Origin of the sequence: Stenotrophomonas sp. Ste96, assembly GCF_024519495.1 — a bacterium.
GTDB classification, from domain to species: domain Bacteria; phylum Pseudomonadota; class Gammaproteobacteria; order Xanthomonadales; family Xanthomonadaceae; genus Stenotrophomonas; species Stenotrophomonas bentonitica_A.
The window spans coordinates 712,382-728,789 of record NZ_JALJRX010000001.1; the positions used below are offsets into that span (position 1 = coordinate 712,382).

Consider the following 16,408-nt stretch of genomic DNA (forward strand, 5'->3'; position numbering starts at 1 on the left):
ACGCGCCTACCTATTCACGCTGTTCCAAGAAGCAGGCAGGTACTCAACACGTCCGCCGCGCTTCCGATACTCCTCATATGTCTCGAACACCGGCGTGGCTGTTGGTGCCGCCCGTACAGGCTTGGGGATCATTGCGGCCCGCAGCCCGACCGTCGCGCCGCGCGCAGCCCTTGCCCTCTCCACGCGACGGCGGTTCTTTGCCTTGGTGCGCTCTGCCCTCTGCGATTCGGTCAGCCGGGGCCGAGTCATCGCCGCGCCACTCCTGCGGAACCTCGCGTCTTCACGCTCGCCAGTCCTGAGCAGGTAGCCCCGCGCGACCAGGTAGCGCAGCGTGCTGTTGATCCCATCCTTCGCTTTGTCCGTGTCCATGCCATCAGCTGCCAACTTCTCGTACAGCCCCGCATAGCTCAGCCCTTCTGTCGGGGCCTGCTCGAACGCCGCGCGAACGCGATCGGCGCATGTCTTCTTGCTCTCACTCACGCAGCTGCCCTCAGCTCGATGATGTAGGTCTGTTGTTCAATCAGTTCGTCGTCGCTGCCATACGTCTCGTGGAAGGTGCGCGAGCCGTCCATCAGGCTGGGCCCCCACGTCTCCCGCATCTCGGCGAAGGTCTTGCCCTGCATCGGATGGCGGCGGTGGTGCCACACGCACAGGGCGTACCCGAAGGCATGCCCGCGGCGCTTGTTCCCGCTCTTGGCGTGGTTGTAGTCGCAGCCGTAGAACACCTGGCTGCCCGACAGCAGGCGCATGGCGGCCAGCACCATGCAGGCCATGCACGGCCCCACCTTGGCGGCCTCAATGCGTGCCCCCTCTGCGGCTGTCGGCGGCGGCGCCTTGGACCACATCAGCGCGCGCCTCCCTTCTGGTCCTTGTCCGCCAACCGCCAGCCGTGCTGCCAGGCCAGTGCCTTGTCGTCCAGCGGCTGCACCTTGCGCGGTTCCAGCTCGTCCTGGGTGTGCACCCACACCATGTGCGGGTTCGTGCTCAGCCCTTCACCGTTCAATCGGGCCGAGTAACCGGCATTGATCTGGGCCGCGTAGGTGCTGCGGGTGCTGAAGGCGGTGAAATCCATCACGCCCGTGCCAGCTCGTGGTCGCGCGGGACCGTGAACCCTGCAGCGCGCGCGTGCCCGCCACCGCCGTACAGCTTGGCGACCTCGCTCACGTCCACGCCCTGATCGGTCGAGCGCAGGCTGAAGACCCGGCCGCCATCCTTGTCGTAGTAGCAGGCCGCGAACGGCTTGCCCTTCGCCATCAGATGGCCGGCGTCGCTGGCCAGGGTATACGGCAGGCTCGCCACCGGCACGTCGTAGTGCCCAATCACCATCTGGCGCTTCGCCACCTTCACCAGCTCGGCCACGTCCTTGTGGTGCTTGCGCTCGATCGCCACGCCCTGGGCGCGGAGGGTCTCCGCCGGCGTTTCCATCAGCAGGTCCCACACGTCGAACTCGTAGGGGTAGCTGAAGACCGCCGCCTGGATCTCGCGCGTGCCCGGCAGCGCGAAGCGCCACAGGTCCCGGTCTTCCACGTGGTCGATCAGCTCAGGCCGCGGCGCGCCGGGGTGGAAGAAGTCCCACGCGATGCCCGCGCCGCTGCGATCCATGTCGAACAGCGCGTAGATCATCGCCTTGCGGATGCCCTCGCACTTGTCCTGCTCAACCCACCCTTGGAAGTGGCGCCAGGTCGGGTCGGCATCGACGCCGAAGCCTTCAATGCGAACAACGGTCAGCTGGTCGTCAGCGGTCAAGGGATTGGCTGGCATATCCGCCTCGGCGCTCTTGTGGTGGTCCAGCACCAAGATCGACCGGGCGACCAGTTGCAGGTCCAGCATCACGCGCGGCGGATAGCAGAAGTCCACCAGCACGAGGTCGCGCCCTTCGGCCGGCGGCGGCGGTTCACCATGGACGGCGGCGTGGAAGTCGCATTCCATCGCCTGGCGGACGGCCCATGCCGCGGTGAACCCGTCTGCGCAGTTGGCGTGGTAGATAACCAGTGGTTTCATCGGGCTGTTGCTCCTTTGGATTTGCGGGTGCGGCGGCGGGCCGCGCGTTGTGCGTTGCGGGCGATGGCTTCAAGCCGTTCCGCCTCCGCGATGTAGTGGTCGTGCCGGTCCTGCCTCACCGAGGCACTGAACTGGTATTGCTTCAGCGCTTCGTCCGCAGACTCGCGGTAGAGCCTTGCCAGCTTCTTCCCGGCCAGGCGCGGGTCGTGCTCGAAGATGTCCAGCTGGTTGTTGTCCGAGCGCATCAGGCGGCCTCGGCAGCGCCGGCCATGTTCAGCTCGCGGGCGATCTCGGCCATGTGCTGCTGCACCTGCTCACGGCTGGCCGGGACCTGCACGCGGACCTCGTGCTCAATCTCGGCCACCGGCGCCTCCGGCAGTGCCCCGCCTCGCATCACGTGCTCGCGGGCTTGGTCGTACGCTTCCCGCAACAGGCGGTCGGCCATGTCCGAGCTCGCCAGCCGGTAGCGATGGCCATCGAGGTACTGCCAGACCAGCCGGGTGAAGCCGTCCCGCTTGCCAGCATCGGCACGCACCGCAGCGAAGGCCGGCACGCCCAGGCAACGCAGGCGAAATTCAGGGAGCGTCGGCGGCCAGGGATCCGCGCAGGTGATGCAGCCACCGATGCCAGCGGCCAGCTGCTCGCCGGTCAGCCCAGCCAAGCCCTTGGCCCAAGTCAGCGCCGCGCCCGTATTGGGGTTGTCGCCATAGCCAGCCGTCCACTTCGGGCCGTAGATCTCAGCCATGCGGACCCAGAGGGTGCGGGTCACCGTCGATGACAGGGCCGCGCTCGGCATCGGCGCGCTCGCCGTCGAGGGCAAGGCGCATGACGCGTTCGGCAGGAGATTCGCGACGGATTGCATGGGTGCCTCCAGTGGGACGGTTGGTGGTGGTCAGCTCGCGTTCGAGCCAGGCAGCTTCGAAGCCCTGCCAGCTGCGGTTGCAGCATTTGCGGAGGCAGTCATCAACGGTGAAGCCCAAGGCCTCGGCCAGATGCAGCTCGCGGCCGAAGCTGGCGAGCACGGTCGGGGTTACCGGGGCGCGGCGCTGGCGGCGAAGCTGCAGCCAGTCGGCCAGGACCTGGGGGGACGGCGGGGTTGGCCAGGTCGAGAAATCCAGATCTGCCGAGTGGGCGGTCGGCGCGCTTGCGCGCTTCTTTCTGCTCTTAGGTTCTCTTCCTGGTTCTATTCCTGGTTCCTGTGCACGTCGTTCACCACCCCCGTGAACGTCATTCACTACCCCGTGCACCTCGTTCACTACCGGGTGGTGAACGTCATTCACCACCAGATACGGATCGTGCTCGGGAACCTTCGGCTCAGCCTGGATGCCAAAGTGGAAGTTCAGCCGGTACTGATTCGGCAGCCGACGGTTGTCTTTTGCGCGCGGCAGGACGCTGATGTAACCGGCCTCGGCGAGCTTGCTGATCTGGTCGATCACCGAACGGCGGGTCAGGCCGCAATCGTCTGCCAGCGTGTCGTGGCTCGGCCTGCACTGCCCGGTGTCCTTGTTGTGGCGCTCGGCCAACATCAGCAGCACCAGCTTCTGTGTGCTGGTGACGCGCTGGCGAGCAGCCCATGCGAACGCTTCAAAGCTCATGTCAGACCGCCAGCACGAAGTTCTGGCCGAGGGCTACCGGCCACCAGGTGCATGCGCTGCGGCCACTTACCTCGCACGGCTTCTTCGGGCCGCGCCACACCAGCCCGGCTTCTTCCAGCTCGGGGAGACGGCGGGCCAGCATGTAGCGATCAAGCACCGTCCGCTGGGCCAGCTCGTTACTGGTGAGCCCAGGCGCTTGCTTGACCGCGGTAAGGGCAACAGCCTGCTGATCGAGTTGCACACCGCTCGCAACAATGTGGCGAGCAGCCTCGTGGCTGGTGCCTGGGTCGCATGCACGGGCCGGATGATTCATCGCGCTGCCCTCCCCTTTGCGGCAGCGCGGGCGATGTTGCGGATCAGGCGGTACGCCATCGTGATAATCGAACGTGCCTCACGGATCATGAGTTGCGCTTCATCGCTATCAATGCGGCGGTCGGCCATGGCCTTCACGGCGGTGCCAGCGAGGCGCCCCATGTAACTGTTGATCTCCAGCAGCTTTGTCTGGACTGCCCCAACCTCATCCGCCCAGCCACCTTCGGGCGCGGGCGGAACCACTTCCACCGCCAGATCAAAGCGTCCGGCGAATGCTTGCAACCAGTCCAGCGCGCGTTCCTTGCTCGCGGTCTGCTCTTGCATCCACTCAGTCAGCAGCTCGGCAATCTCGATGGTTACCGATTCGCCCTCTAGGCCGCGCAACTTCGCACGGAGCGTCTCCGGGTGCATCGATTTGCCGCGGCGCTGCGCGAGATACGCGGCAGCCGCCTGTACGCCGCCGGGCGTTTCGCGCACGGAGTTGTAGAGGACGTCGATCCAGTTGAGGGCGGAAGTACGGCAGGTCATGGTTCACCTTGGGATGACGGGTATTTCAAGGTTTCGGGCCGGGCCCGGCTGGCGCACGATCAGCGCCATGGATGAATTCAGTTCAAGGACGAAGGCCAAGGACGGCCAGTCAGGCGGCATGGACGCCGAGATCGATACGGTCTGCGTCGGGATCATCGGGCCGGGTGTCGAGGGGCGCAGGCACCTGCCCGAACAGCTGCAGAATCTGCGGGAGGGCTGGGACGCCCTGCTCGTCCGGCCAGGCCTGGACCTGGGCAATGGGAAGCTTCAGCACCTTGGCCAGATGTCCGTCATTGCCCAGCCCCAACTTCTCGCGCAGCGCGCGCTTGGTGATTGGGGCAACCAGCACCGCGGGTGCGACCAGAGCAGGCCCGGTCGCCGCGGCGACGCCGAAAAGATCGGGCCGCAGGTCGCTGGTGGTGACCGCGTTGTCAGTCGCGGTGGCAATGCGAACGGCGAGCTGGGCGCTAACCTGCTTGTGGCCTCGCGCGATCATGTACAGCGTGGCAGCACTGCACTTGGCTGCCGCGGCCGTGCTGGCCAGAATCGGGCAGCCCAGCTTTGCGGTGCCCCCCTTCGAAATGGCGTAGTCGGTAAGGTTCATGCCGCTTACATTACCGTTTTGGTTATGCCTCTGCAATACCGTTACGGTCATTTCCTGAAACGGTAATGGATAGGACCATTGCGGCCATGGATGCCAGCACCCTCAGAACGATCAACATGCGCGACCGCGTCACTGCGGCCGGTGGTCCAGCCGAGTGGGCTCGCCAGTTCGGCGGTTCGCGTTGGCAGCAGCCCCAAGTCAGCCAGTGGATATCGGAATCCAACCCGAAAGGGATAGGTCATCGCCTTGCGCGTGACTTGGAAGCCGCTATGGGCATTCCCAGCGGCACGTTAGATCGACCCGCCGGCGAATCTCACGCCTTGGGACTTGATGTCCCTACTCTCCGCTCTGCAATACGCTTGCTGCAGTTGGTATCGGAGATCCGCGGTGGCGGCCCCGTGCCAACCATCGATGCAGAGGCCTTGGCAGTCGCCTACGAAACGATCGTGGCGCAGGCTCGGTCGCTGGATGACAGCAACGTACTGGATTTCATGCGTGCGTTTGTTGAACGGTTGGAGCAAAAAGGGGGTAAGGATGGCGTTACGAGAGGACCAGTTGCAGGAACTGGCAAAGCGACTGGCTAAAGCGATGGATGGAGGTGGCGATCAACGGCCAGCCTCACCCCGGCTTCGATTGGTTACGAAACCCATGCGTCAGGCCATGGACAGCATCACGAGGGACTCGCACTACCGAATGATCCGGCACTACCGGCATCACTGGGGACCGTCGATGCAGCTATTGATTGACCAGGCGTGTTTTGGATTGGCTGGAATGGAAGAGCTCAGCGACGATCAACTGGTGTCACTGCACCGAGACCTGGAACGCGCCCTAGATTGCATCCGGGACGGCGTCACCTTCGAAGATGCCGGCCTCCTCCGGGCCAGGTACGGATAGGGCCCAGTCCAGGTAAAGACCCCGCCCCGCGGGGTCTTTTTTTGCCCCCGCGCCGAGCACTGAGACGCGCCGCCCCGATTGATTACCGTTTTGGTATTGACCGGCTATAACCGTTTCGGTAATGTACTTCCGTCGCCCCAGTAACAGCCCATCCGGGCCGGGGCACGGAGACTTCCATGCCGCACCTCATCGTCAGCGCCCGCGCACAAGCCGTCGTGGAAGCGCGCCCACGTAGCAAATCCGTCGCCATCAGGATTGGCGAGGCACTGATCTCGCTGGACGCTGGCGAGGCTGCCAAGCTCGGCGAAGACCTGATGGCAGCAGCTGCCCCGAGCTGCCTGGAAAGCATTTCCGGCCCGGTCACTGTGACCCCTGACCACGCCAACGAAGCCGTGGTGATCGCCGTCGCTGGCCGCACCCTACTGGAAATCTCCCCAAGCGCTTGGGCTTTGCTGGCGATGCAAGGCTCCAGCGCCGCGCTCGAACTGCGCGCCAACCACATCCGCACCGGCATGCGCATCGGCCCCCTGCAGCTCGGCAGCGCCCACCTGGTCGAGGCGCAGGCATGAGCGCCTCCCCTGCGATCCAGCAACTTCGCAGCAACCTCGCATGGTGGATTCGCCTGGAGCGAGGCGCATCACGCCGGGCGCGTCATTTCGAGCGCCGCGCGAACAACCCAGCAAACCCGAACCGCGCCGCCTCGGCACGCGTGGCAGCTGGCTACCAGATCGATGCCGCAAAGGACCGGCGCCGTATCGAGGAGCTGCGCAACACCCTGGCTCGACTCGAAGGCGGTGCCGCATGAGCGCCGTCATCCTCCAGTTCCCCACCAGCACCGCAGCGCGCGCCAACGGCGCCGGACTGGCCGTGGCGATCGCCGCCAAGCGCATGGGCTACCGCCCCCACCACATCGCCCGCGCCGCTGCCCTCGCCCGCCGCGAGGTGCTGGACGGCCACAAGAGCGCGGCTCGCGCCGTCGCCGACATGACGCGCGACCTGTCCTATGGCGTTCGCAACCACACCCCGGGTGCCGCATGAGCGGGATCGACTTCGCCTTCGGCCTGATAGTCGGCTTCGTCGCCGGTGCCCTCGTGGCCACCGCCTGGCTGCAGCGCCGCCAGGAAGAGCACTTCGCCGCGCTGATGGAGCAGATCCGATGCACGGGCTGATTCGCCACTGGCGTGCCGGCGGCCTGGTGCTGCTCGGCGCCCTGCTCGCGACCATCGCCTTCGCCATGGCCTCGCACGGCATGCAGGACACCGGCGTCTACCTGCTCATGGGCGCCCTGCTCTGCGCCACCCAGGTGCCCGACGCGTGGAGGCGCGGCCGCGATGGCTGATCCGACCGTGGCCTCCACCGTGCGCGAGATGCGCCGTGCAGGCGCCGCAGGTGAGCCGGTGCCGGCCGATAACGCAGCTGCATGGGCGAAGGTCTTCATGGAGCAGCTGTATGGGATGCAGAAGCCGGTCCGCTACGAGTGCCGGCGGCGCGGCAGCAGAGAGCCCTGGGAAGAGGCCGAGCCCGAGGACGTGACCAACCCGCGGCGCCGGAATCTGACCATCCGCGCGCTCTACCTGCACCCGCCGGTCGTAAAGCAGCAGCACCGCTGGCCGCCCGGAAGTACCGGTGACGGCAGGTGCCTGGACTGCGACGAAGCCGAGTGGCTCGCAGGGCCGGACTGCCGACCACACGCTCCGCTCCGCGACCACCGCTCATCCATGCCCTTCCGCATCACCTGGCTGATCGAACCGCTCGAAAAGCTCCAGTACCTGACCAAGTTCCTCAGCCCGCTCGAACGGACCAAGTGGCGCAACGAAACCACCTACCTCATTGACCGCATCAAAGACCACGAGAAGGGAAGCCAGTCATGACCACTGACAAACACCGCGCCGAAAGACCTCAGCGCGGTATTCGGAGACTCGTCCGGGCGGTAAGCATGCCTCTACTGATCACGGTCATCTATGTGAGCCCTTGCGTCAAAGCCATCCCCCGCCGTAGTGACACGCGTCAATTCCTGGGCGTGTGCTGGCACCAGTTCCTTAACGCGGGAAGCAACATCGCGAATTTCCTTCATAGCTGCGGCGTGGGTCGTTCTCAGCCAGGCAATGGCGTGCTCGGCGAACTCGTCAGGAAACTCTGGATCGGGCGACAGATCAAATGTTGCGATCGCCTGAGTCCACTTGGCCAATGCGTTTCTAAGCCGGCTGAGCGAGTTGACCAAAGGCAGGGTCTCCGGGGTCGCTTCAAGTGCGGGAACTGCCACGGTGTACCGAGAAAGCGCTCTGACAAGGGTGGACGCCAAATCGGGCTTCGTGGTCGGTTTGATCCAGTTAATTGTCAGGGCCGCCGTTCCGAGGTCGTCCCGCAGCTGGATGAGCTGCACAGCGAATTCTTCCATCGCAGCCGTCGCAATTGCTCGGTCAACAAGCTTTCTCCTTTCGATAGGAGCGACGACCGCGTAGTACGTAACGCCAGCGGCCAGCCAACTCCCAAGCCCTGCAAAGATCGCCGCCGCGACTGCCCAAGCCTCCCATCGTGGCGTGCATCCCTGCCCGGGCCACCAGCAAACGCCCATCGCATTCAGAAGCTCCATTTCCTAACCCCTCAGTCGGATGGCCAGCATTCTGCCATGCCCTCTAAGCCCCGCTCTGGATTCGCGACCCTGGCCACCGTCAAGCCGCCGCGTGACCTGCGCACCAGGCTGCGGGAGGACGTCTGATGGACAGAATGCCGAGCTGCCTACGCTACCTCCCACCGGGCTTTTCAACGGGGCTGGACTTCCCCATGTACTTCAACGACTGGGCGGCTCAAAAGAACGACACCCCGACTGCAGCTGATATCCAGCAGAGGTTCGGTTGCTGCCGGGCGTCCGCGTACCGGTGGCGGCGCTCCTACATCGATGCAGTCGCTCGCCGAGCGGCCCGGAGGGATGCTTGATGGACGCGATCCCCCAGCCCAAGCACACAGCGCGCGTGCTCATCGGTGAGGCGCGTGCCCGGCGGCTGGCGGGCCACGGCTTCTGGTGCATGTTCCGCATGGCCCAGTCCGCCCGCCTCCGCGCTGCTGCCCTTCCCCGCCCGGCGCCGCCGGCACTTCCCATCCAACCGGAGCTGTTCGCATGACACAGCGACACATCAGCCACCCCGAGCCGCTGCCGGACTGCGCCGCCGGTCACAGCGCGCGCCACATCCACGACCTGCGCAGCATCGCCGCCGGCGGCGGCCACTTCGTCGAGTGCCGGTGCCGGCATACCCGGAAGCATGCCGAGCCGGACGCCGCGCTCGCGGAATGGAGGCAGGTCAACCGCCCCGCGCGCGCGCGCCGGACGCCTGAGCCGGCCATCGTCGACAACGTGGTGCAGATGCGGCTGCCCGGCCTGGCCGCTGGCAACGCAGCGTGACCGCCATTTACCGAAACGAATCAGCCGCACGCCGCGGCGAAGGAGACCAGATGACCAGCACCGCCGAACGCCGAGCCCCCAACCTGCTGCGCCTGAAAGACGTCATCACCAAGACCGGGCTGTCCAAGAACACCATCTACGACCGGATCCGGAAAAAGGAGTTTCCTGCGCAAATCGACCTCGGGGGCAACTGCGTCGCCTGGTCGGAGGACGAGATCAACAGATGGATTCAGGCGAAAATGGATGCCCGTCAGGTCAATGAGGACGGTTTGCCGAAAGCCGCATGAAGCGGGGGCATATGTGGGGGCATCCGCCATCCAAGGGGTGGCCCCGCCCTACTGGCACAAGGGTCTACAGGCTAACCGGGATTCCCCTTGGCTCCACCACTATTCAAGACAACGCCCCGGAAACCAGGTTTCCGGGGCGTTGTTGTTTCTGCAGGTTGCGCGGGTTGCTTACGCGCCCTCGGGATTGTCCTTGCGCTCCGGCCGGCGCGTGCCTGCATCGTGGATCGCCTGATCGGTCTGCGCCGGCCGCTGCTTGGCGGTTTCGTCCTGCTTGCGGTCCTGCTGGCTCTCTTCGATGCCTTCCTGCTTGCCTTGTTCGCTGGGCTTGGTGTCTGCCATGGTTCTACTCACTGATGCGGGCACCGGGACGGCGCCTTCAAGGGCAGACTAACCAGCCGATCGTGATGCACGAATCACGATCGACACGGCCTCGCACACGTCGCGCTCACGCGCGATACGCCGGTCAATCCAGCTTGACCACCAGCTTGCCGAAGTTGCGCCCCTTGAGCAGCCCGAAGAACGCCTCGGGCGCGTTCTCCAGGCCCTCCACGATGTCTTCGCGATACTGCACGCGGCCGTCCTTCAACCACTGCCCCATCTCGCGCAGGAACGCCGGGAGGAAGGCGTGCAGGTCGGACTGGATGAAGCCGCGCACGGTCAGGCGCTGGCGCAGCACCTGGCTCATGAAACCCGGCAGCCGGTCCGGCCCGGGCAGCACCGCGCCGCGCGCGTTGTAGGTGGCGATGGTGCCGCACACGGGAATGCGCGCGAAATCGTTGAGCAGCGGCGCGACCGCATCGAACACATGCCCGCCGACGTTTTCGAAGTAGACATCGATGCCATCGGGCACCGCCGCGCGCAACTGCGCGGCGAAATCGTCGGCGCGGTGATCCAGCGCCACATCGAAGCCCAGTGTTTCCAGGTACGCGCGCTTCTGCTCGCCACCGGCAATGCCGACCGTGCGCGCCCCCTGCAGCTTGGCGATCTGCCCCACCGTTGCGCCCACCGGGCCACTGGCAGCCGCCACCACGAGGGTTTCGCCCGGCTGCGGCTTGCCGATTTCCTGCAGGCCCACGTACGCCGTGAATCCGGGCATGCCGTACACACCCAGTGCAGTGCTGATCGGCAGGTCGTTGTCCTCGAGCTTGCGGCTGAGCTGATCGCCATGGATGACCGCGTGCGTCTGCCAGTTGCCCGGTGCCAGCACATGCTCGCCGATGGCGAAACCGGGATGGTTGGAGGCGAGCACTTCAGCAACGGTGCGCCCTTCCATCACCGCATCCAGCGCAACCGGTGCGGCGTAGGACGGCCCCTCCTCCATGCGACCACGCATGTAGGGATCCAGCGACAGATAGCGATTGCGCAGCAGCACCTCGCCCGGGCCAGGCGCGGGCACCGGCACGTGCTCGATACGGAAGTTGGATGAGACGGGAGCACCGTTCGGGCGAGAGGCGAGCACGATGCGGGTGTTGGTAAGTGCGTTCATCAGCGGATCGCTCCGGGGAGACGGAAAAGGGATCCCGACAGTACGCCGTCCGGGCACGTGCGGGCGGGGGGTAAAACAGCGTTCCATCGGTGCAGGACGATGCGGCTGTGCAATCACCTTGTGCGACAGGGACCGACCATCCCGATGGCGTCACAGCATTCCATCCGTACGCTGCACCGCGCATGCGTTGCCCGCGCCGCCGGCCAGGGCGCATGATCGCGTCATGAACGTTCCCGCTTCCCGCCGACGCCGCTACCTGCTGCCGGGGTTGATGTCCGCCACCACCGTGTTCGGCCTGGCATGCTGGGCAATCCTGGCGACCGAGCCCGGTTGCCTGGCCGCGCAAGGCCACTGGTCGTCCGGTGCAGGCAAGTGCCACACGCGCCTGTGCCTGCTGCAGGGCGACTGCGGCGAGATGGCTTCACCCATCGTGGCATGCAACAAGGTGCAGGTCGGCGACAGCCGTGGCCGCGTGTACTTCCACCTGGGCAATCCCCTGCCCGGTGCAGGGGCCGACGCGGACTGGCCCGCAGGCAAAGCCGACAACGGCATGATCCGCGCACGCTTCGAGGATGACCGCCTGGTCAGCCTGGCCTGCCCGGTCACGCCGTAGGGCGTGCGCGCTTCCATTGCAGCGGGCTCATGCCCATCTCGATCCGGAACATGTAGTTGAACGCCGACGCCGAGGCATAGCCCAGCTCGTGCGCGATTACCGTGGGCGAACGCCCCTGCGCCAGCCACTCGATGGCGCGCAGCAGGCGCAGCCGCAACCGCCACTCACGCAGGCGCATGCCGGTCTCGCGTTCAAAGTGGCGCGCCAGGGTACGCGGCGATGCACCCAGCAAGGGCGCCCAGTCCTCCACGCTGCGGGTGTCGGCAGGTTGCTCGTACAGCGCCTGGCACCAGCGCTGCAGGCGCGCATCCTGCGGCCAGGGCAGGTGCCGGGTGTGCTGCCGCTGGCGCGGCAACTGCGCAGTGATCAGGGTACACAACGTGGCGTAGTAGGTGCGGTCGTGATCGGGCACGGTGCGATCGAGTTCAATGATCAGTTCGCGCAGCAGCGGTGACACATCGAGTACCGCGCAATGCGTGGGCATACCCAGTTCCGGCCCATCGGCCACGTAAAGATTGCGGAACGCCGAGGTGTTCAACGCGCCCGTGTGATGGAGCGTGCCGGTCGGCACCCACAGCGCCTGCTGCGGGGTGATCACGTGACGTGCCTGCCCGGCGCTGGCCTGCAGCACACCCGTGCTGGCATGGACCAGCTGGTTCCAGCCGTGCACGTGCGGCGGGAAGCGCTCGCCGGCCTCCAGTCGCTGGCTGCGCGCCACCACCGGCCAGGGCAGACGCCGCAGCGGCGGCACCGCGACTTCGCGCCAACCCGCCGCAGTGGGTTCAGCCATGGCCATGTGACGTCTCATCGACAGGATGGGTCATTCTATCGAAAGACGCGATCACCTCCGTCCACGACGATGGGCCCTCCCCGCTGCCCTCCCTACCCATGTCCCTCACGATCCCGCCTCCTCGCCACGCCTGGCAGGTCATCACGGCCGGCATCTGCGCGCTGGTACTCACGGTTGGCCTGGCGCGCTTTGCCTACACCCCGCTGCTGCCGGTGATGCGGCTCGACGCCGGGCTCACGGCCGCCGGCGGCGGCTGGCTGGCAACGTTCAACTATCTGGGCTACCTGGCCAGCACCGTGCTGGTCGCCCGGGTCGGCGACATGCAGCTGAAATTCCGCTTCTACCGCATCGGACTGGTCCTGGCAGTGGTATCCACCGGCCTGATGGGCACCACCACGGACATGGCCATCTGGGGCGTGCTGCGCTTCGTGGCCGGCCTGTCCAGCACCGCCGGCCTGCTGCTCGCCTCCGGGCTGGTGCTCAACTGGCTGCTCGCCCATCAGCGCCGCCCACAGCTCGGCCTGCACTTCGCCGGCCTCGGGGTGGGGATCGCGGTCTCGGGCCTGGCGGCTGCGGCGATGGCCGATCAACTGGTGTCCTCCCGGCAGTGGATCGCCCTGGGCACCCTGGCGGTGGTGTTCCTGATCCCGGCCTGGGCATGGATGCCGCCGCCGGCAGCGATCTCCAGCGCGACGGGTGCCAACGCTCCCCCGCCACCCGGGCGGCGCTGGCGCTGGCTGCTGATCGCCTCGTACTTCTGCGCGGGGGTCGGCTTCGTGGTCAGTGCGACCTTCATCGTCGCCATCCTGGTGCAGACCCCTGCCTTCGCCGGCCACGGCAGTGGGGTGTGGGTGCTGGTCGGCCTCACCGCCATCCCCTCGACGTTTGCCTGGGACCGGCTGTCTAACCGGCTGGGCCTGATCCGTGCATTGATGCTCGCGTATGCGTTGCAGGCCACGTCCTTCGTATTGCCCTTGCTGGATGGCGGGCTGTGGGCCGGCGCGGCCAGCGCGGTGCTGTTCGGCCTGACCTTCGCCGGCATCGTCAGCCTGACCCTGACCGTGGTCGGTCGCCACTACCCGCACAATCCTGCCAAGGCGATGGCGACGTTGACGCTGAGTTACGGCGTCGCCCAGATCATCGCCCCCGCGATCGCCGGCACGCTGGCGCGCGACAGCGGCAGCTACCAGGGCGCATTGGTGCTGGCGGCGATCATGATGGTGATCGGCATCGTGCTGTTGTGGTGCATGCCCAACGACGCACGATCCACCCCGGGCTGATCAACTGCACCGGCGCAACGCATCCGCCTGAACCGACGTTCATGCGCTTCGGTGATGTGCTCGAGCCCGGTGGATCAAGCACTTGGATGTGGGCGGACAAGGGTTTGGAAACAAATGTGAAATTTTTTTCGCGAAACGCTTGCCGAACCCCTCATACCTCCGTATTATTCGCGTCCTCGCCAGCGGCAACGCAGCGATGAAGTGGCCGGGTAGCTCAGTTGGTAGAGCAGGGGATTGAAAATCCCCGTGTCGGCGGTTCGATTCCGTCCCCGGCCACCACAATTTCAGATGACCTGCAGAAATGCAGGTCATTTTTTTTGTCTGGCGTTCGCCCAGGCCACATCGCGCATCGTTCAAGGAAGGCGCGTCTGCACATGGTTCGTGCGCATTGCAGAGCGGGCAAAGCGACCAGGGATGATGTCCTGCGTGACGCAATGGCATGCCTTGCCGTTCTTCGCCACGCGCTGGCATGCTCACCTGGCGGACAGGATCGTCTGCGGCCACGCTTGTTCGCACCTCATGGCCGCGCACACAGGGAGAAGTGAATGTCGAACGGCATCGACGTGCTGCAGGCGCAGATCGCGCAGCTGAAACGCAGTCAACGAAGACTCACGCTGGGCTACGCGGGGTTCGGCGTCCTGGCCGTGGCGGCGTTGATGATGGGGGCGACGTCGCAGCGCAGCGCCAGCTTCGACGTCATCGATGCCCAGCGCATCAACATCAAGGAACCTGATGGGACGTTGCGACTGGCGATCTCCAATCGCACGCTCTTTCCCGGGGTGCTCATCCACAACAAAGAGCAACCGCATCCGCGCCCGATGGCAGGCATGCTGTTCTTCAACGATGAAGGCACGGAAAACGGCGGGCTGATCTACAACGGCTCGCTCGACAAGAACGGCAAGCCCTCCAGCGGCATGAGCCTGACCTTTGATCGCTATCAGCAGGACCAGCAGATGCAGTTGCTGGGCGTGGACGAAGCAGGGACACACTCGGCAGGGCTGACCTTCAATGATGTTGCCGATGGCCTGGACCGTCCGTTCTTCTCCAAGCGGGACGAGGCACTTCATCGGAATGGCGTACCTGCGATCACCGAGCGCGTGTTCCTTGGCAAATCTGATGCGCGCGATGCCATGCTGACCCTGCGCGATGGTCAAGGAAAGCCGCGGCTCGAGCTGGTGGTCACGCCCGCGGGAGACGCCAAGGTGCGCTTCCTGGACGAGAACGGCAACGCCACGCGGGAACTCTCCGCTGACACTCGGTAGCGCGGGTGCCGCACGCTGCCAAGCGCACGCCAGCGACGTGGTGCGGCCACTGCATGACGGAATATTCACAATTTCCGTCCTGCCTGTGCCTAAGCTCGCTGCGTCTTGTGTGTGGAGTGTCGACAATGCGCAGCCGCTATCTGATCAGTGCCCTGCTCGCCCTCGCCGCCAGCGGGTCGGCCTGGGCGTCCGCGCCGGTGACCTCGGTGGAAGCGCTGGACATGGACCGCTACGCCGGCCAGTGGCATGAGATCGCGCACCTGCCGGTATCGTTCCAGAAGAAGTGCGTCGGCGACATCACCGCCACCTACAGCCTGCGCGCCGATGGCCGGATCAGCGTGCACAACGCATGCCGCCAGGCCGATGGCGATCGCGTCGCCGCCGATGGCGTGGCACGGCCCGTCGAGGGTCACCCTGGCAGGCTGCAGGTGCGCTTCGTGCCGGACTGGCTCTCCTGGGTCCCGCTGGTCTGGGCCGACTACTGGGTGATCGCCCTGGATCCGGGCTACCAGTGGGCGGTGGTCGGCGAGCCGGACCGCAGATACCTGTGGATCCTCTCACGTTCGCCGAGCATGGACACCGCGCTGTTCGAGCAGCTCAAGGCGCGTGCCGAGGCGATGGGCTATGACCTGGCCCCGTTGCGGGTGATGGCGCCGCTGGACTGACCTGGCGCGCCGGCCACGCGCCGCGCCGCCGCCCGGCCGTGCTCCCCAGACTAAAAGCACGTGGCCCGGTCATGCCGGTGCCCTACCCTTGCCCCCCTGCTCCCCTGGAGCAGCACGGACACCATACGCCGTAGTATGCTCATACCCATGCAGTATCCGCCCGAGGATTGCGCCATGTCCCACCGCTTCCGTTCCGCCCTGCCCATCGGCCTGATCGCCGTCGCCTGCCTGGCCCTTGCCGCCTGCAACAAGACGGTCAAACGCGTCTCCGAGCCGGCCGCCAGCGTGCAGGAACTGACGGTGCGTGCCGATGGCAGCTGGACGGTCGCGCTGCGCCTGCAGAACTTCAGCTCCATGCCCATGACCTTCGACAACGTGTCCCTGCAGCTCAAGGTGAGCGATCAGGACGCCGGTGCGCTGCAGCTGCAGCCGGCGCTGTCGATTGGTGGCGTGTCGGCCGATGTGGTCAACGTCGACCTCAAGCCGAGCTCGGGCGCGCGCCTGGTGATGGCCGACGCGCTGGCCGGCAACCGTACCCTGGCCTATTCGCTGAAGGGCTCGGTAAGCGCGACCCCGCAGGAAAAGAAGCAACGCACCTTCGAGATTGACAGCCGCAGCACGCTCAACCAGGCCCCTGGCCTGCCCGGCGTCCTGCGCTGACCGGCGGGCTGTCCGCCACCCTTCGCCACTG

General features: G+C 66.0%; 28 protein-coding genes and 1 tRNA gene. 15 read left to right on the top strand and 14 right to left on the bottom strand.

Translation table 11 applies throughout. The annotated features are described in order from the left end of the window. Positions 1-6 precede the first annotated feature (6 nt). The 10 genes from OC373_RS03280 to OC373_RS03325 all read right to left on the bottom strand — a co-directional run bounded on the left by OC373_RS03280 (position 7) and on the right by OC373_RS03325 (position 5,040). Positions 7-480, bottom strand: a complete 474-nt coding sequence (locus OC373_RS03280; protein ID WP_261997062.1) for a hypothetical protein — start codon at positions 478-480, stop codon at positions 7-9. Next, the gene (locus tag OC373_RS03285; RefSeq protein WP_261997063.1) at positions 477-845 is read right to left on the bottom strand and encodes a Ref family protein; all 369 of its coding nucleotides are present in this window, start codon (positions 843-845) and stop codon (positions 477-479) included. The genes OC373_RS03280 and OC373_RS03285 overlap by 4 nt, the downstream gene beginning before the upstream one ends. After that, on the bottom strand, positions 845-1,072 hold the full coding sequence (locus tag OC373_RS03290; protein WP_261997064.1) for a hypothetical protein: 228 nt from the start codon (positions 1,070-1,072) through the stop codon (positions 845-847). The genes OC373_RS03285 and OC373_RS03290 overlap by 1 nt, the downstream gene beginning before the upstream one ends. Beyond that, positions 1,072-2,001 (bottom strand): DHHA1 domain-containing protein, encoded by a 930-nt coding sequence (locus OC373_RS03295; protein ID WP_261997065.1) that lies wholly within the window; start codon positions 1,999-2,001, stop codon positions 1,072-1,074. The genes OC373_RS03290 and OC373_RS03295 overlap by 1 nt, the downstream gene beginning before the upstream one ends. Further along, positions 1,998-2,246, bottom strand: a complete 249-nt coding sequence (locus OC373_RS03300; RefSeq protein WP_261997066.1) for a hypothetical protein — start codon at positions 2,244-2,246, stop codon at positions 1,998-2,000. The genes OC373_RS03295 and OC373_RS03300 overlap by 4 nt, the downstream gene beginning before the upstream one ends. Then, positions 2,246-2,746, bottom strand: coding sequence for a hypothetical protein (locus tag OC373_RS03305; RefSeq protein WP_261997067.1), 501 nt, complete (start codon positions 2,744-2,746; stop codon positions 2,246-2,248). Before OC373_RS03305 ends, OC373_RS03300 begins: the two co-directional genes overlap by 1 nt. Continuing rightward, a complete protein-coding gene (locus tag OC373_RS03310) occupies positions 2,739-3,596 on the bottom strand; it encodes a helix-turn-helix domain-containing protein (RefSeq protein ID WP_261997068.1) in 858 nt (285 codons plus the stop codon). The genes OC373_RS03305 and OC373_RS03310 overlap by 8 nt, the downstream gene beginning before the upstream one ends. A gap of 1 nt (position 3,597) precedes the next feature. Next, positions 3,598-3,909, bottom strand: coding sequence for a MarR family winged helix-turn-helix transcriptional regulator (locus OC373_RS03315; RefSeq protein WP_261997069.1), 312 nt, complete (start codon positions 3,907-3,909; stop codon positions 3,598-3,600). Further along, positions 3,906-4,436: a phage regulatory CII family protein gene (locus OC373_RS03320; RefSeq protein ID WP_261997070.1), complete on the bottom strand. Its 531-nt coding sequence runs from the start codon at positions 4,434-4,436 to the stop codon at positions 3,906-3,908. Before OC373_RS03320 ends, OC373_RS03315 begins: the two co-directional genes overlap by 4 nt. A gap of 109 nt (positions 4,437-4,545) precedes the next feature. After that, entirely contained in the window at positions 4,546-5,040 is a 495-nt protein-coding gene (locus OC373_RS03325) for a helix-turn-helix domain-containing protein (RefSeq protein WP_261997071.1), read from the bottom strand. 86 nt (positions 5,041-5,126) lie between these two features. On the opposite strand from OC373_RS03325, the gene OC373_RS03330 reads away from it, so the two are divergent. The 7 genes from OC373_RS03330 (at position 5,127) to OC373_RS03360 (ending at position 7,805) form a co-directional block, all read left to right on the top strand. Continuing rightward, a complete protein-coding gene (locus tag OC373_RS03330) occupies positions 5,127-5,624 on the top strand; it encodes a hypothetical protein (protein ID WP_261997072.1) in 498 nt (165 codons plus the stop codon). Between the two features lie 486 nt (positions 5,625-6,110). After that, on the top strand, positions 6,111-6,503 hold the full coding sequence (locus OC373_RS03335) for a hypothetical protein (RefSeq protein ID WP_261997073.1): 393 nt from the start codon (positions 6,111-6,113) through the stop codon (positions 6,501-6,503). Then, positions 6,500-6,739: a hypothetical protein gene (locus OC373_RS03340; RefSeq protein ID WP_261997074.1), complete on the top strand. Its 240-nt coding sequence runs from the start codon at positions 6,500-6,502 to the stop codon at positions 6,737-6,739. Before OC373_RS03335 ends, OC373_RS03340 begins: the two co-directional genes overlap by 4 nt. Beyond that, positions 6,736-6,972 (top strand): hypothetical protein, encoded by a 237-nt coding sequence (locus OC373_RS03345; protein WP_261997075.1) that lies wholly within the window; start codon positions 6,736-6,738, stop codon positions 6,970-6,972. The genes OC373_RS03340 and OC373_RS03345 overlap by 4 nt, the downstream gene beginning before the upstream one ends. Beyond that, the gene (locus OC373_RS03350; protein ID WP_261997076.1) at positions 6,969-7,103 is read left to right on the top strand and encodes a hypothetical protein; all 135 of its coding nucleotides are present in this window, start codon (positions 6,969-6,971) and stop codon (positions 7,101-7,103) included. Before OC373_RS03345 ends, OC373_RS03350 begins: the two co-directional genes overlap by 4 nt. After that, on the top strand, positions 7,091-7,273 hold the full coding sequence (locus OC373_RS03355) for a hypothetical protein (RefSeq protein WP_261997077.1): 183 nt from the start codon (positions 7,091-7,093) through the stop codon (positions 7,271-7,273). Before OC373_RS03350 ends, OC373_RS03355 begins: the two co-directional genes overlap by 13 nt. Further along, a complete protein-coding gene (locus OC373_RS03360) occupies positions 7,266-7,805 on the top strand; it encodes a hypothetical protein (RefSeq protein ID WP_261997078.1) in 540 nt (179 codons plus the stop codon). Before OC373_RS03355 ends, OC373_RS03360 begins: the two co-directional genes overlap by 8 nt. Positions 7,806-7,876: 71 nt before the next feature. On the opposite strand, the gene OC373_RS03365 is transcribed toward OC373_RS03360, so the two are convergent. Beyond that, complete coding sequence (locus OC373_RS03365) at positions 7,877-8,527, bottom strand: hypothetical protein (RefSeq protein ID WP_261997079.1); 651 nt, start codon at positions 8,525-8,527, stop codon at positions 7,877-7,879. 525 nt (positions 8,528-9,052) lie between these two features. Here OC373_RS03365 and OC373_RS03370 point away from each other — a divergent pair. Then, positions 9,053-9,334, top strand: coding sequence for a hypothetical protein (locus tag OC373_RS03370; protein ID WP_261997080.1), 282 nt, complete (start codon positions 9,053-9,055; stop codon positions 9,332-9,334). Positions 9,335-9,384: 50 nt separating this feature from the next. Then, entirely contained in the window at positions 9,385-9,621 is a 237-nt protein-coding gene (locus tag OC373_RS03375) for an AlpA family transcriptional regulator (RefSeq protein WP_261997081.1), read from the top strand. A gap of 168 nt (positions 9,622-9,789) precedes the next feature. Here the strand turns inward: OC373_RS03375 and OC373_RS03380 are convergent, their stop codons facing one another. Together OC373_RS03380 and OC373_RS03385 are read right to left on the bottom strand one after the other, a co-directional pair. Further along, positions 9,790-9,960 (bottom strand): hypothetical protein, encoded by a 171-nt coding sequence (locus OC373_RS03380; RefSeq protein WP_019182797.1) that lies wholly within the window; start codon positions 9,958-9,960, stop codon positions 9,790-9,792. A gap of 124 nt (positions 9,961-10,084) precedes the next feature. Continuing rightward, positions 10,085-11,107 (bottom strand): NADP-dependent oxidoreductase, encoded by a 1,023-nt coding sequence (locus OC373_RS03385; RefSeq protein WP_261997082.1) that lies wholly within the window; start codon positions 11,105-11,107, stop codon positions 10,085-10,087. Positions 11,108-11,330: 223 nt separating this feature from the next. Between OC373_RS03385 and OC373_RS03390 the strand changes: the two genes are divergently transcribed. Beyond that, complete coding sequence (locus OC373_RS03390) at positions 11,331-11,720, top strand: hypothetical protein (RefSeq protein WP_261997083.1); 390 nt, start codon at positions 11,331-11,333, stop codon at positions 11,718-11,720. Here OC373_RS03390 and OC373_RS03395 read toward each other — a convergent pair. After that, positions 11,710-12,516, bottom strand: a complete 807-nt coding sequence (locus OC373_RS03395) for a helix-turn-helix transcriptional regulator (RefSeq protein ID WP_261997084.1) — start codon at positions 12,514-12,516, stop codon at positions 11,710-11,712. The genes OC373_RS03390 and OC373_RS03395 overlap by 11 nt on opposite strands. 92 nt (positions 12,517-12,608) lie before the next feature. On the opposite strand from OC373_RS03395, the gene OC373_RS03400 reads away from it, so the two are divergent. The 5 genes from OC373_RS03400 (at position 12,609) to OC373_RS03420 (ending at position 16,377) form a co-directional block, all read left to right on the top strand. Further along, entirely contained in the window at positions 12,609-13,790 is a 1,182-nt protein-coding gene (locus OC373_RS03400; protein WP_261997085.1) for a YbfB/YjiJ family MFS transporter, read from the top strand. A 203-nt stretch (positions 13,791-13,993) separates the two neighbouring features. Beyond that, a tRNA-Phe gene (locus tag OC373_RS03405) sits at positions 13,994-14,069 on the top strand. A 266-nt stretch (positions 14,070-14,335) separates the two neighbouring features. Then, a complete protein-coding gene (locus tag OC373_RS03410) occupies positions 14,336-15,052 on the top strand; it encodes a hypothetical protein (protein WP_261997086.1) in 717 nt (238 codons plus the stop codon). A 125-nt stretch (positions 15,053-15,177) separates the two neighbouring features. Then, the gene (locus tag OC373_RS03415) at positions 15,178-15,717 is read left to right on the top strand and encodes a lipocalin family protein (protein WP_261997087.1); all 540 of its coding nucleotides are present in this window, start codon (positions 15,178-15,180) and stop codon (positions 15,715-15,717) included. A gap of 174 nt (positions 15,718-15,891) precedes the next feature. Next, a complete protein-coding gene (locus tag OC373_RS03420; protein WP_026069713.1) occupies positions 15,892-16,377 on the top strand; it encodes an LEA type 2 family protein in 486 nt (161 codons plus the stop codon). Positions 16,378-16,408 lie beyond the last annotated feature (31 nt).

What these genes read in the sequence shown, in the direction of transcription:
- OC373_RS03380 (WP_019182797.1), bottom strand. Translation starts at nt 9,960, where the DNA reads ATGGCAGACACCAAGCCCAGCGAACAAGGCAAGCAGGAAGGCATCGAA.
- OC373_RS03355 (WP_261997077.1), top strand. Translation starts at nt 7,091, where the DNA reads ATGCACGGGCTGATTCGCCACTGGCGTGCCGGCGGCCTGGTGCTGCTC.
- OC373_RS03420 (WP_026069713.1), top strand. Translation starts at nt 15,892, where the DNA reads ATGTCCCACCGCTTCCGTTCCGCCCTGCCCATCGGCCTGATCGCCGTC.
- OC373_RS03415 (WP_261997087.1), top strand. Translation starts at nt 15,178, where the DNA reads ATGCGCAGCCGCTATCTGATCAGTGCCCTGCTCGCCCTCGCCGCCAGC.
- OC373_RS03395 (WP_261997084.1), bottom strand. Translation starts at nt 12,516, where the DNA reads ATGGCCATGGCTGAACCCACTGCGGCGGGTTGGCGCGAAGTCGCGGTG.
- OC373_RS03385 (WP_261997082.1), bottom strand. Translation starts at nt 11,107, where the DNA reads ATGAACGCACTTACCAACACCCGCATCGTGCTCGCCTCTCGCCCGAAC.
- OC373_RS03390 (WP_261997083.1), top strand. Translation starts at nt 11,331, where the DNA reads ATGAACGTTCCCGCTTCCCGCCGACGCCGCTACCTGCTGCCGGGGTTG.
- OC373_RS03360 (WP_261997078.1), top strand. Translation starts at nt 7,266, where the DNA reads ATGGCTGATCCGACCGTGGCCTCCACCGTGCGCGAGATGCGCCGTGCA.
- OC373_RS03315 (WP_261997069.1), bottom strand. Translation starts at nt 3,909, where the DNA reads ATGAATCATCCGGCCCGTGCATGCGACCCAGGCACCAGCCACGAGGCT.
- OC373_RS03410 (WP_261997086.1), top strand. Translation starts at nt 14,336, where the DNA reads ATGTCGAACGGCATCGACGTGCTGCAGGCGCAGATCGCGCAGCTGAAA.
- OC373_RS03350 (WP_261997076.1), top strand. Translation starts at nt 6,969, where the DNA reads ATGAGCGGGATCGACTTCGCCTTCGGCCTGATAGTCGGCTTCGTCGCC.
- OC373_RS03305 (WP_261997067.1), bottom strand. Translation starts at nt 2,746, where the DNA reads ATGGCTGAGATCTACGGCCCGAAGTGGACGGCTGGCTATGGCGACAAC.
- OC373_RS03310 (WP_261997068.1), bottom strand. Translation starts at nt 3,596, where the DNA reads ATGAGCTTTGAAGCGTTCGCATGGGCTGCTCGCCAGCGCGTCACCAGC.
- OC373_RS03285 (WP_261997063.1), bottom strand. Translation starts at nt 845, where the DNA reads ATGTGGTCCAAGGCGCCGCCGCCGACAGCCGCAGAGGGGGCACGCATT.
- OC373_RS03330 (WP_261997072.1), top strand. Translation starts at nt 5,127, where the DNA reads ATGGATGCCAGCACCCTCAGAACGATCAACATGCGCGACCGCGTCACT.
- OC373_RS03335 (WP_261997073.1), top strand. Translation starts at nt 6,111, where the DNA reads ATGCCGCACCTCATCGTCAGCGCCCGCGCACAAGCCGTCGTGGAAGCG.
- OC373_RS03365 (WP_261997079.1), bottom strand. Translation starts at nt 8,527, where the DNA reads ATGGAGCTTCTGAATGCGATGGGCGTTTGCTGGTGGCCCGGGCAGGGA.
- OC373_RS03295 (WP_261997065.1), bottom strand. Translation starts at nt 2,001, where the DNA reads ATGAAACCACTGGTTATCTACCACGCCAACTGCGCAGACGGGTTCACC.
- OC373_RS03370 (WP_261997080.1), top strand. Translation starts at nt 9,053, where the DNA reads ATGACACAGCGACACATCAGCCACCCCGAGCCGCTGCCGGACTGCGCC.
- OC373_RS03345 (WP_261997075.1), top strand. Translation starts at nt 6,736, where the DNA reads ATGAGCGCCGTCATCCTCCAGTTCCCCACCAGCACCGCAGCGCGCGCC.
- OC373_RS03400 (WP_261997085.1), top strand. Translation starts at nt 12,609, where the DNA reads ATGTCCCTCACGATCCCGCCTCCTCGCCACGCCTGGCAGGTCATCACG.
- OC373_RS03375 (WP_261997081.1), top strand. Translation starts at nt 9,385, where the DNA reads ATGACCAGCACCGCCGAACGCCGAGCCCCCAACCTGCTGCGCCTGAAA.
- OC373_RS03325 (WP_261997071.1), bottom strand. Translation starts at nt 5,040, where the DNA reads ATGAACCTTACCGACTACGCCATTTCGAAGGGGGGCACCGCAAAGCTG.
- OC373_RS03340 (WP_261997074.1), top strand. Translation starts at nt 6,500, where the DNA reads ATGAGCGCCTCCCCTGCGATCCAGCAACTTCGCAGCAACCTCGCATGG.
- OC373_RS03290 (WP_261997064.1), bottom strand. Translation starts at nt 1,072, where the DNA reads ATGGATTTCACCGCCTTCAGCACCCGCAGCACCTACGCGGCCCAGATC.
- OC373_RS03300 (WP_261997066.1), bottom strand. Translation starts at nt 2,246, where the DNA reads ATGCGCTCGGACAACAACCAGCTGGACATCTTCGAGCACGACCCGCGC.
- OC373_RS03320 (WP_261997070.1), bottom strand. Translation starts at nt 4,436, where the DNA reads ATGACCTGCCGTACTTCCGCCCTCAACTGGATCGACGTCCTCTACAAC.